This window comes from Faecalimonas sp. LCP19S3_D12 (assembly GCF_052121495.1).
Taxonomy (GTDB): domain Bacteria; phylum Bacillota; class Clostridia; order Lachnospirales; family Lachnospiraceae; genus Faecalimonas.
In genome coordinates this window covers 1-10,954 of sequence record NZ_JBQKED010000063.1, presented here as the reverse complement: position 1 = coordinate 10,954, position 10,954 = coordinate 1, and the positions used below count along the sequence as shown (strand labels likewise).

The 10,954-nt window shown below is 44.3% G+C and carries 12 protein-coding genes; all 12 read right to left on the bottom strand.

Translation table 11 applies throughout. The features are described from left to right. Positions 1 to 150: 150 nt before the first annotated feature. The gene (locus tag ACTQXY_RS14255) at positions 151 to 597 is read right to left on the bottom strand and encodes a transcriptional regulator, SarA/Rot family (RefSeq protein WP_441660012.1); all 447 of its coding nucleotides are present in this window, start codon (positions 595 to 597) and stop codon (positions 151 to 153) included. A gap of 41 nt (positions 598 to 638) precedes the next feature. After that, positions 639 to 1,700, bottom strand: coding sequence for a nitronate monooxygenase (locus ACTQXY_RS14250; RefSeq protein WP_441660011.1), 1,062 nt, complete (start codon positions 1,698 to 1,700; stop codon positions 639 to 641). 19 nt (positions 1,701 to 1,719) lie between these two features. Next, entirely contained in the window at positions 1,720 to 3,408 is a 1,689-nt protein-coding gene (locus ACTQXY_RS14245) for an acetyl-CoA carboxylase carboxyltransferase subunit alpha (protein WP_441660010.1), read from the bottom strand. 30 nt (positions 3,409 to 3,438) lie between these two features. After that, the gene (locus tag ACTQXY_RS14240) at positions 3,439 to 4,779 is read right to left on the bottom strand and encodes an acetyl-CoA carboxylase biotin carboxylase subunit (protein ID WP_441660009.1); all 1,341 of its coding nucleotides are present in this window, start codon (positions 4,777 to 4,779) and stop codon (positions 3,439 to 3,441) included. 8 nt (positions 4,780 to 4,787) lie between these two features. Beyond that, a complete protein-coding gene (gene fabZ, locus ACTQXY_RS14235) occupies positions 4,788 to 5,216 on the bottom strand; it encodes a 3-hydroxyacyl-ACP dehydratase FabZ (protein WP_441660008.1) in 429 nt (142 codons plus the stop codon). A 22-nt stretch (positions 5,217 to 5,238) separates the two neighbouring features. After that, positions 5,239 to 5,658 carry an acetyl-CoA carboxylase biotin carboxyl carrier protein gene (gene accB / locus ACTQXY_RS14230; protein WP_441660007.1) on the bottom strand — a complete coding sequence of 140 codons (420 nt, stop codon included), beginning with the start codon at positions 5,656 to 5,658 and terminating at the stop codon, positions 5,239 to 5,241. A gap of 10 nt (positions 5,659 to 5,668) precedes the next feature. Continuing rightward, the gene (gene fabF, locus ACTQXY_RS14225) at positions 5,669 to 6,907 is read right to left on the bottom strand and encodes a beta-ketoacyl-ACP synthase II (RefSeq protein WP_441660006.1); all 1,239 of its coding nucleotides are present in this window, start codon (positions 6,905 to 6,907) and stop codon (positions 5,669 to 5,671) included. 17 nt (positions 6,908 to 6,924) lie between these two features. Beyond that, complete coding sequence (fabG, locus tag ACTQXY_RS14220) at positions 6,925 to 7,665, bottom strand: 3-oxoacyl-[acyl-carrier-protein] reductase (RefSeq protein ID WP_441660005.1); 741 nt, start codon at positions 7,663 to 7,665, stop codon at positions 6,925 to 6,927. Further along, positions 7,647 to 8,579 (bottom strand): ACP S-malonyltransferase, encoded by a 933-nt coding sequence (gene fabD, locus ACTQXY_RS14215; RefSeq protein WP_373206623.1) that lies wholly within the window; start codon positions 8,577 to 8,579, stop codon positions 7,647 to 7,649. Before fabD ends, fabG begins: the two co-directional genes overlap by 19 nt. Beyond that, positions 8,572 to 9,510, bottom strand: coding sequence for an enoyl-[acyl-carrier-protein] reductase FabK (gene fabK, locus ACTQXY_RS14210; RefSeq protein WP_441660013.1), 939 nt, complete (start codon positions 9,508 to 9,510; stop codon positions 8,572 to 8,574). Before fabK ends, fabD begins: the two co-directional genes overlap by 8 nt. Positions 9,511 to 9,525: 15 nt before the next feature. Then, on the bottom strand, positions 9,526 to 9,744 hold the full coding sequence (gene acpP, locus ACTQXY_RS14205) for an acyl carrier protein (RefSeq protein WP_441660004.1): 219 nt from the start codon (positions 9,742 to 9,744) through the stop codon (positions 9,526 to 9,528). A gap of 62 nt (positions 9,745 to 9,806) precedes the next feature. Further along, positions 9,807 to 10,730: a beta-ketoacyl-ACP synthase 3 gene (locus ACTQXY_RS14200; protein ID WP_441660003.1), complete on the bottom strand. Its 924-nt coding sequence runs from the start codon at positions 10,728 to 10,730 to the stop codon at positions 9,807 to 9,809. Positions 10,731 to 10,954: the final 224 nt, after the last annotated feature.

Genomic DNA, 10,954 nt, shown 5'->3' with positions numbered 1-10,954 from the left:
TTGATAACCGAACCATTTTTCTTGGTAAATCTATGGAAAAAAGTTAGAAATGTGGAAAACTTGATAAAAGAAAAACCCGGACTTCTGTCCGGGACTTTGTCTACAGTCTGAGGCGATACTATATTAGCATCGCCTCATTTCTTATGTTCTTTATTCTCGTTCATGATAGTTCCGGAAAAACTCTGATAACCCATTTAGCGTCTTCAATAATACCGGGATCTCTTCTTCTGTCAGTTTATCCACAACCGCCTGTGTCATCTGCGTATGGAAATCTTCGTGATGTCGATACGCCTTCTCCCCCTTCTTTGTCAGTCTGATATAGACAACACGTCTGTCCTCCTCACTGCGAATTCGGACTGCATATTTTTTATTCACCAAACTGTTCATAGAAGTTGTCAGAGAGCCAACTGTAATATTGAGCTTTTTTGCAATCGCAGACATGTTGTTGCCTTTGCCTAATCCGATTGCTTCTATAATGTGCATATCATTATTACTGATGTCTTTATATTCCTCCGTAATAATTGCTTTTTCTTCCAGTTCCCAGATCTCATTGAACAAGTGAACCAATATATCATTGAGCGTCTCATAAGCATTCACGTTATTCTCTCTCCTTCAACCAGAATATCTTTCCTTTTCTATTATACACATTCTTGCATCAAATTCGCAATGACTTCTTTTACAGTTTCTATTTTCTCTGCTCGATAAGCATTTGCGCCGCAGAACAACAACCCCTCTTCTGTATTTCCTTTCGCCGCTTCTATGAGCGCTTTTGTGATACAATATGGGATTTGTCCAGGATCACATTTTGCAAGACAATGATAGCATTTTCTTGGAGGTATGTTCTCACCTCGCAGCACGCTCTCAAGCATTGTATTTTTGATTGCTCTCCCCGGCATACCAACCGGGCTTTTCACAATTACAATATCTTCTTTGCAAGCTTTGATATACGCTTGTTTATACCGGATATCTGCGTCACATTCTTCTGTCGTGACAAACCTTGTTCCCACTTGTACTGCCTGAACTCCCAAGTTCAATACACGTTTCACTTTTTGCGGTGTGTCAACCCCTCCTGCCACCGCAATCGGAATCTTTGTGCCATACTTTTTGGCATACATATCGACTGTCTTTTGAATGTTTCCGATCTCATCGGCGTATTTCTCATCTGTATAATACGAAAGTTCCTCTTCTGAAAATCCCAGATGTCCGCCGGCTTTTGGTCCTTCAATGATTACCATATCTGCCGTTCGTCCATATTTTCTATCCCAATATTTTAAAATGACATTTGTTGATTTACAGGTAGATACAATCGGAGCAATCTTTGTATTACTCCCTTTTACATACGCAGGCAGATCTACCGGAAGTCCTGCACCGGATACAATAAGATCAGCACCTGTCTCCACTGCTGCACGAACATATTTTTCATAATCTCTCATCGCAGTCATAATATTGAACCCTACTATTCCATCCGGCGCAATATTTCTTGCTTTCCGTAATTGACTCTCTATTGCTCGCAAATTCGCTTCCAACGGATTTTCTTCAAAATCCGGCTCCAAAAAACCAATCTGTGCCGCAGAAATCAGACCAATCCCGCCTTCTCTTGCTACCGTTCCAGCCAGATTTCCCAGACTGATCCCGATCCCCATACCGCCCTGTATCACCGGAACTTTTATTTCTTTTTCTCCTAGTTTAAACGAACCCATCCTTTTCCCTTCTTATACGTTAGTATTTTCGAAAACGCGCATACCGATGTTCCATCAATTCTCCCTCTGTCATATTGGAATAAACACCAAAAAACTGTCCCATATAAATAGAAAGCCTTTCACAGACCCTTCCCATCCGATCTGCTGTCAAATCTGACTCTTCAAAAATCACGCGCTCTACAATGCCCATCTGTTTTAAATCTTCCGCAGTAAGGCGCATGACCTCCGCAGCCTCCTTCGCCTTCTTGCTGTCTTTCCATAAAATAGAAGCAAATCCTTCCGGTGAAAGGATGGAGTATACGGAGTTTTCCAACATCCATACTTCATCTGCCACTGCCACGGCAAGTGCTCCACCACTTCCCCCTTCTCCAATTACAATCGAGAGCACAGGAACTTTCAACCCAGACATTTCAAATAGATTTCTCGCAATTGCTTCTCCCTGACCTCTCTCTTCTGCCTCCAGACCGCAAAATGCTCCCGGCGTATCTACCAGGCAGATGATTGGGCGACCAAACTTCTCAGCCTGTTTCATTAGACGAAGTGCTTTTCGGTATCCTTCCGGAGAAGGCATTCCAAAATTACACTCAATATTTTCTTTCGTTGTCCTTCCTTTTTCCTGCGCAATCACTGTAACCGGAATTCCCTGAAAATTCGCAATTCCACCGATAATCGCCTTATCATCTTTATAATAGCGGTCTCCGTGAAGCTCTATAAAATCCGTAAACAGACGTTTGATATAGTCACTTCCGGTCGGTCGATCTTTTCTGCGAGACAGTTGAACACGCTCCCACGCAGACATCGTCTTCCTTTCTGCCTCTCTTTCATTTTCCTCCTGCTGTCTTTCTGCAATCGGAATGTCTCTTTTTTGATGCATGGAAAGAATTTTTGAAAGTACAGCCTTCAATTCTTTTCGCTCTACAATCCGGTCAATAAATCCATGTTCCAGTAAAAATTCAGAGCGCTGAAATCCTTGCGGGAGTTTTTGTCCGATTGTCTGCTCAATGACTCTTGGACCCGCAAACCCGATCAATGCCCCAGGTTCTGCCAGAATCACATCTCCAAGCATTGCAAAACTTGCTGTCACTCCTCCGGTTGTGGGATTTGTCAACACCGAAATATAAAGAAGCCCTGCATCACTGTGCCGCTTCAATGCTGCCGACGTCTTTGCCATCTGCATCAGCGACACGATTCCTTCCTGCATTCTCGCTCCGCCTGAGCAGGCAAATAGAATGACCGGAAGTTTTTCCTCTGTCGCGCGCTCAACCATACGCGTGATTTTTTCTCCCACAACTTCTCCCATACTTGCCATAATAAACCGACTGTCGCATACACCGATTGCTGTTTTGATTCCATGAACCAAAGCGCTTCCAGTCAAGACAGCCTCGTCAAGTCCTGTCTTTTCCTGCATCATTTTAATTTTCTCTTCATAGCCTTTATAATGCAGAGGATTCCTTGTCTCCAGATCGATATTCCATTCTTCAAAACTTCCTTCATCCGCGACCATCTCAATTCTATGACGTGCATGGATCCGAAAATAATTGTGACATTTCGGACAGATATAGTCTGCATCCTTTACGTCCTGCGCAAAAATTGCTGATTTGCAGGCATTACATTTTTTCAACAATCCTTCCGGCACTTCTGGCTTTTTGGAGCTGTTTTCTGTAAGCGAAATATAAGTATTCTTTTTAAACATGTTTTTTAGTCTCAACTGTATCACCTGCCTTTTCTCTATCCTTTATCAATACATTTTTTCGGAAATGAATTCAATATCCACATTTCCCGCCTGATAATCCGGATGATTCATAATTTCATACTGATAGTCCACATTCGTATCGACCCCCTCGATAATCACTTCTCCGAGAGCGCTTCTCATCTTGGAAATTGCCTCTTTTCTGGTCTTTGCATGCACAATCAGTTTTGCGAGCATGGAATCGTAATACGCCGGCACTTCATAGCCATTATAGACAGCTGTATCAATCCGAACTCCTTTTCCGCCCGGAAAATACACATCTGTGATCAACCCTGGCGATGGACGGAACTGCTCTTTTGGATTCTCCGCATTGATCCTGCACTCAATCGCATGTCCCCCAATCCTTACATCTTGCTGGCGATAGGAGAGTTTTTTCCCTGCCGCGATACGAATCTGCTCCTTGATCAGATCAATCCCTGTCACACATTCTGTGACCGGATGCTCCACCTGAATTCTTGTATTCATCTCCATAAAATAAAATTGCTCATTTGATTCCAGCAAAAACTCAATCGTTCCCGCATTGACATAATGTGCTGCCTTTGCTGCCTTTATTGCTGCCTGCCCCATCTTCTCACGAAGTGTATCTGAAATTGCTGCCGACGGAGATTCCTCTATCATTTTCTGATGATTTCTTTGAATGGAACAGTCTCGCTCCCCAAGATGAATCACGTTTCCATAGCTGTCTGCCAGAATCTGAAATTCAATATGGCGTGGATGCTGTACAAAATGTTCAATGTACATGGTGCCATCTGCAAATGCCATCTCAGCTTCTTTTTGTGCCGTCTGAAAACTTGTCTCAAATTCATCTGCATTGTGGGCGACACGCATTCCTTTTCCCCCTCCGCCAAGTGCGGCTTTTACGATGACAGGATAACCTATTTCCTCTGCAATCTTTGCTCCCGTCTTCGCATCATATATCGGCTCCTTACTTCCGGGAATGACCGGCACCCCTGCTTGGATCATCGTGTTTCTCGCCTCAGCCTTGTGTCCCATTTTGCGGATGACATCCGAATTCGGGCCGATAAAAGTAATATGACACTGCTCACAAAGCTCCACAAACTTGCTGTTTTCCGACAAAAAACCAAATCCGGGATGAATCGCATCTGCGCCTGATACAATCGTCGCACTGATGATCTGTTCCATATTCAGATAACTGTCTTTTGACGGTGCCGGACCGATACAGACCGCCTCATCTGCAAGCTGTGTATGCAGCGCTTCCGCATCCGCCTCTGAATAAACGGCAACGGTCTCAATTCCTATCTCACGGCATGCCCTTATAATGCGCACTGCAATTTCTCCTCTGTTGGCAATTAACACCTTTTTTATCATTTTCTCACCTATCCAATCATAAATGTCAATTCTGCGCTGACTACTATTTTCCCATCTACACTTGCTACCGCTTCACCGACTCCGACCGGTCCTTTTTGCCGAATAATCTTCGTCTCCAGCTTCACCTTATGTCCGGGTACAATTTTTCCTTTAAATTTGCACTTCTGAATTCCTCCGAAATATGCAATTTTTCCACGATTCTCTTCTTTTGCAAGAATTGCAACTGCGCCAACCTGCGCCAACGCCTCCACTGTCAGCACACCCGGCATAACCGGTTCCTGCGGAAAATGTCCGGCAAAAAAATCTTCTCTGTATGTGACACATTTATATCCTGAAGCAAACACACCCGGCTCATAATCCTCAATGTAATCCACCAAAAGAAACGGATGTCTGTGCGGAATGATTTCCTGAATCTGCTTTGTACTCAAATACCTCATACGTGATCTCCTCTTCTCAACTCTATCCAATGCGGAACAATGGTTGTCCATATTCCACCATCTGCCCATTTTCCACCAAAACTTCCTTGATTTCTCCTGTGTATTCACTCTCAATCTCATTCATCAGTTTCATCGCCTCCACAATTGCAAGTGTCTGACCGCTTTTCACCTGATCACCAACCTGTACAAATGGATCCGCATCTTCTGAAGGGGCGGTATAAAAAGTTCCAACTAACGGAGACTTTACCACATACCCCTCTTGTTTCTCTGCCCTTACAGGCGCTTCCGGTATCAGAAGTTCTTCCTCCCGATAAACGGTTACCGCTTTTGCGGAGCTTTCTTTTTGCAAAGATAGCTTTACGCCCTTTTCTTCATATTTAAAACTATTCAATGCGGACTTTGACACCACATCAATCAATTTCACAAGCTGTTCAAATTCCATATTTTCACACCTATCCTTCATACTTCTTGACAAGCAGCGTCGCATTATGTCCGCCAAATCCCAAAGAATTACTCATCGCATAACGAATCTCTTTCTCAATCGGCGCTCCGATTGCATAATTCAAGTCACAATCTGCCTCCGGTTCTTTTGTTCCCATCGTCTGATGAATAAACCCTTCCTGTATCGCTTTTACACAGACGATCAATTCCACCCCGCCTGCTGCTCCAAGCAAATGTCCAATCATTGATTTTGTAGAATTGACGACGACATCTTTTGCCGCCTCACCAAATGCACTTTTAATTGCATACGTCTCAAACAGATCATTGTGATGTGTGCTCGTGCCATGTGCATTGATGTAGGCAACTTCTTTTGGCTGTATCCCCGCTTCTTCCATCGCAAGCAGCATCGCTTTTGCCGCACCGCTTCCATCTTCTGCCGGAGATGTAATATGGTAAGCATCCCCTGTTGCACCATAGCCGACAAGTTCTGCATAAATATTTGCTCCTCTTGCCTTTGCATGCTCCAGCTCTTCCAGTACAACGATCCCAGAACCCTCTCCAATCACAAATCCGCTTCGGTCTTTGTCAAACGGAATTGACGCCCGCATCGGATTCTCCTCTGTCGTAAGCGCAGTCAATCCGGTGAACCCTGCCACTCCTGTCGGGCAGATTGCACTCTCAGTTCCTCCTGCAACCATCACATCTGCATCGCCATATTGAATTGCACGAAACGCATCTCCGATGGAGTTTGTCCCTGATGCACACGCGGTTACAACATTTGTACACTTTCCTCGTGCTCCTAATTGTATGGAAACATTCCCTGCTGCCATATTAGAAATCATCAGCGGAACCATCAATGGATTGACTCTCGAAGGTCCCTTTTCCACAATCTTTGTATATTCTCGCTCCACGACCTGGAGGCTTCCAATTCCGGATCCAACCATTACTCCCACACGGAACGGATCTTCTTTTTCCATGTCAATTCCCGCATCCGCAAACGCTTCTTTTGCCGCAGCTACTGCGTATTGAGAAAATGGCTCCATACGTTTTGCCGCTTTAAAATCCATATGATCCTTTGCCTGAAAATCCTTTACTTCCGCAGCGATCTTTACTTTATACTCTGAAGTATCAAATTTTGTGATCGGTCCGATTCCTACTCTTCCCGCTCTGATACTGTCCCAAAATTCCGTCACACTGTTTCCGACTGGGGTGATCGCCCCCATTCCTGTTATTACAACTCTCTTTTTCATGCACTCCTGCTCCTTTTTTAAATTACCATTCCACCGTCTACATGAAGCACCTGCCCTGTAATATAGCCGGCCTCCTCCGACGCAAGAAATGCTGCCGCATTTGCCACATCTTCTGGACTTCCAAATGTTCCAAGCGGGATTTTCGCCTTTGTCTCTTCCTTCACCGCATCTGAAAGAATCTCCGTCATCTCAGTCTGAATAAATCCCGGAGCAATCGCATTTACCGTAATATTTCTGGATGCAAGCTCTTTTGCAGCAGACTTCGTCAGTCCGATCACCCCGGCTTTAGATGCCGCATAGTTCGCCTGTCCCACGTTCCCTGCAACACCTACAACCGAAGACATATTGATAATTCTTCCCTGACGCTGTTTCATCATATATCTTGACGCGAACCGGATACAGTGAAATGCTCCCTTCAGATTCGTTGCAATCACGTCATCAAACGCCTCCTCTGACATTCTCATCAGCAGACCATCTTTTGTGATCCCTGCATTATTCACAAGAACATCAATTCTTCCATATCTATCCACAATCTGTTTGATAAATGTCTCGCATGCCGCAAAATCAGCCACATTACACTGCATAATTTCTGCATTTCCTCCATGCTCCAAGATTTCACGCTTCACTTCTTGTGCATGTTCCTTTGAACCGTTGTAGTTAATAATCACAAACGCACCTACTGATGCAAATCTTTCCGCAATCGCTTTGCCGATTCCTCTTGATGCCCCTGTGATGACTGCTATTTTCCCCTGTAACATATATTTTCTCCTATCTTTTCCACATCTTCCCACTCACTGACATGGAAAACCTTCACTTCTTTATTGATTTTGCGTATAAATCCTGCAAGCGTCTTGCCCGGACCAATTTCCACAAACGTATCCACACCGTCCGCAATCATTTGTTCCACACTTTGCTGCCATCTCACAGAAGAATATACCTGTTTCTCCAAAAGAGGTTTCGTATCCTCAATATCTGTGACATACTGCGCAGTCACATTTGTGACATATGGTATTTCCAGCTCTTTGAACGAAATTCCCTCTAAAACTTTTCCTAATTTTTCTCCTGCTTCTTTCAAAAACGGCGAATGAAATGGTCCGCTTACATTCAGTAAAATGGCTCTTTTAGCGCCACTGGACAACAGCGCCTCATTTGCTTTCTGAACCGCTTCCGCCTTTCCGGTAATCACAATCTGTCCCGGACAATTGTAATTTGCAACAAATACATCTGGTATCTCCTCTAAGACAGCCTCTACCGCTTCTCCTGACATTCCAAGAATCGCTGCCATTGCCCCGACTCCCAAAGGTACTGCCTCCTGCATCAAAATTCCTCTCTGCCTTACCGCCATAATAGCATCTTGGTCATTAATTCCTCCTGCCATCGCCACGGCACAGTACTCACCAAGACTTAATCCCGCGGTCACATCCGGTCTGATTCCTTTGCTTTCCAACACTCTCGCCATCGCAAGACAGGTAGCTACAAGCGCTGCCTGTGTATATTCTGTCCTGTCAAGCTTCGCATTTTCTTCAAAGCAAAGTTTCCTCATATCAAGCTGCAATGCTTCCGTTGCGGTATCGTAAATGTATCTTGCCACTTCACTATTTTCATAAAAATCTTTTCCCATGCCGGCTTTCTGTACGCCCTGCCCCGGAAAAATAAATGCTGTCTTACTCATAAAAGCCGGTTCCTTTCATCAATGAGTCTGTCTCCCTCACCAGTTTTTCAATCAGCTCTCTGCAGGTCATCTCTTCTTTGACCATTCCTGCAATCTGGCCTGCCATCACACTTCCGTGCACAACATCGCCTTCTACCACTGCCTTTCGCAGACCTCCAAGTGTAAGCAGCTCCAACTCTTCAAAAGAGGCTCCTTCTTTTTCCAGACGAAGATATTCTTTTGTCATCTGGTTGCGGAGTGCACGCACCGGATGACCGGTTGTTCTGCCTGTCACTCTCGAATCAATGTCCTTTGCCTTTAAAATACATTTTTTATAATTTTCATGCACCTGAGACTCTTTTGTCACTACAAAATGTGTTCCCATCTGAACTGCTCTTGCTCCCAGCAGAAACGCTGCGGCAATTCCTCTTCCATCCGCAATTCCTCCGGCTGCGATGACCGGAATCGAAACCGCATCTACAATCTGAGGCACCAGAACCATCGTCGTATTCTCTCCGATATGACCTCCGGCTTCTGTCCCTTCTGCCACAATCGCATCTGCCCCACAGCGCTCCATCCGCTTCGCCATTGCTACCGATGCGACAACCGGAACCACTTTCACACCCGCAGATTTCCACATCTGCATATATTTTTCAGGATTCCCAGCCCCCGTCGTCACAACAGGGACTCCTTCCTCGACAATAATCTTTGCCACCTCGTCCGCATTCGGACTCATAAGCATAATATTCACACCAAATGGCTTGTTTGTAAGCTTCTTCACTTCTCTGATCTGCTCACGCACCCATTCTGGCGGCGCACTTGCTGCTCCAATTAGTCCCAGACCTCCGGCTTCTGATACGGCGGCGGCAAGATGATATTCTGCAACCCAGGCCATACCACCTTGAATGATTGGATATTCAATTCCTAATAACTTTGTGATCTCTGTCTTCATCATCTTGTTCCTTTTCTATTTTTCCAAATATGCTACCACCGCTCCAATGGTTGTTAATTGTTCTAAATCTTCTGATGGAATCTCTTTTTCAAACTCTTCCTCAAATGCCATTACCATCTCGAACAAATCTAACGAATCTGCTCCCAAATCTTCTTTGAAAGAAGTCGTCTCTGTAAGTGTCTCTACATCTGCTCCCAATGAATCTGCTACAATTTCTTTTACTTTCTCTAACATCTTTTTTTCTCCTTTTATCTCACTTATTTTTGATTCTGTTTTTATGTAATCCCAAAGGGAAATTACCACTCTAACAAGCTTGCTCCCCACGAGAGACCTGCTCCAAATCCAGCCAGGACAAGCTTTTGCCCTTTCTTTAGTCTGCCTTCCCGATTCATCTCGTCCAACAATAATGGAATACTGGCAGAAGATGTATTTCCATACTCCTGCAGATTCATCGGAAATTTTGTCAGCTCTACCTTCATCCTTTTGGCAACCGCCTCCACAATCCGCCGGTTTGCCTGATGTAATATAAAATAGTCAATATCTTCTACCATTAAGTGATTGTGTTCCACCACTTCTGTGATACAAGCCGGAACCTGTCTTGCCGCAAACTTAAAGACCTCCTGCCCGTCCATTTTCATAAACGAACCTGTGTCGCACGTCAGTGCTTCTCCCTTGCTCCCATCGGAATGTGTCACCATATGATATGACTCTCCCTCTTCTGCCCTGAGTACCACTGCCCCCGCTCCATCTCCAAACAAGATACAGGTGCTTCTGTCTTTCCAATCCACGAGGTTCGATAAACTCTCCGCCCCGATCACCAATACATTTTGATACATGCCGCTTGCGATATAAGCCTGTGCCGTATTGTATGCAAACAAAAATCCTGTACAGGCTGCATTCAGATCAAAACAGGTCGCATGTACTGCATGAATCTGCTTTTGGACTTCACACGCTGTGCAGGGCAGAATCACATTCGAAGAAATCGTAGATACAATCAACAAATCAATTTCTTCGGGCAGCATCTTTGCCGATTCCAACGCTTTTTCTGCAGCTTGTGCCGCCATCGAAACCGTCGTGTCTGCCTCCACAATATGTCTCCTGATTATTCCTGTTCGCTCTCGAATCCACTCATCTGAGGTATCCACTATCTGTGACAGATTATGATTATCCAGATACCTTGATGGTACATAAGAACCCGTTCCACTTATTTTTCCTATCATTATTTTTCTCCAAACTATATTGTTTTTGCTTTCTTATATTTTTATTTTAAAGTATTTTGATAATCAAAGTATATCACCAAAAAAATATTTGTCAAGAGAAAGATTACGTTGTGCACGACAAACGCATGAATGATCCTCTTTTTCTGACTTTGCCTGCTGTCTCTTTTTTAAGAATTTAACACTTCTTCTAAATGCTTCATTGGGCGCAATCCAATTACATACCG

What these genes read in the sequence shown, in the direction of transcription:
- ACTQXY_RS14250 (WP_441660011.1), bottom strand. Translation starts at nt 1,700, where the DNA reads ATGGGTTCGTTTAAACTAGGAGAAAAAGAAATAAAAGTTCCGGTGATA.
- ACTQXY_RS14240 (WP_441660009.1), bottom strand. Translation starts at nt 4,779, where the DNA reads ATGATAAAAAAGGTGTTAATTGCCAACAGAGGAGAAATTGCAGTGCGC.
- fabZ (WP_441660008.1), bottom strand. Translation starts at nt 5,216, where the DNA reads ATGAGGTATTTGAGTACAAAGCAGATTCAGGAAATCATTCCGCACAGA.
- accB (WP_441660007.1), bottom strand. Translation starts at nt 5,658, where the DNA reads ATGGAATTTGAACAGCTTGTGAAATTGATTGATGTGGTGTCAAAGTCC.
- fabF (WP_441660006.1), bottom strand. Translation starts at nt 6,907, where the DNA reads ATGAAAAAGAGAGTTGTAATAACAGGAATGGGGGCGATCACCCCAGTC.
- fabG (WP_441660005.1), bottom strand. Translation starts at nt 7,665, where the DNA reads ATGTTACAGGGGAAAATAGCAGTCATCACAGGGGCATCAAGAGGAATC.
- fabD (WP_373206623.1), bottom strand. Translation starts at nt 8,579, where the DNA reads ATGAGTAAGACAGCATTTATTTTTCCGGGGCAGGGCGTACAGAAAGCC.
- fabK (WP_441660013.1), bottom strand. Translation starts at nt 9,510, where the DNA reads ATGAAGACAGAGATCACAAAGTTATTAGGAATTGAATATCCAATCATT.
- acpP (WP_441660004.1), bottom strand. Translation starts at nt 9,744, where the DNA reads ATGTTAGAGAAAGTAAAAGAAATTGTAGCAGATTCATTGGGAGCAGAT.
- ACTQXY_RS14200 (WP_441660003.1), bottom strand. Translation starts at nt 10,730, where the DNA reads ATGATAGGAAAAATAAGTGGAACGGGTTCTTATGTACCATCAAGGTAT.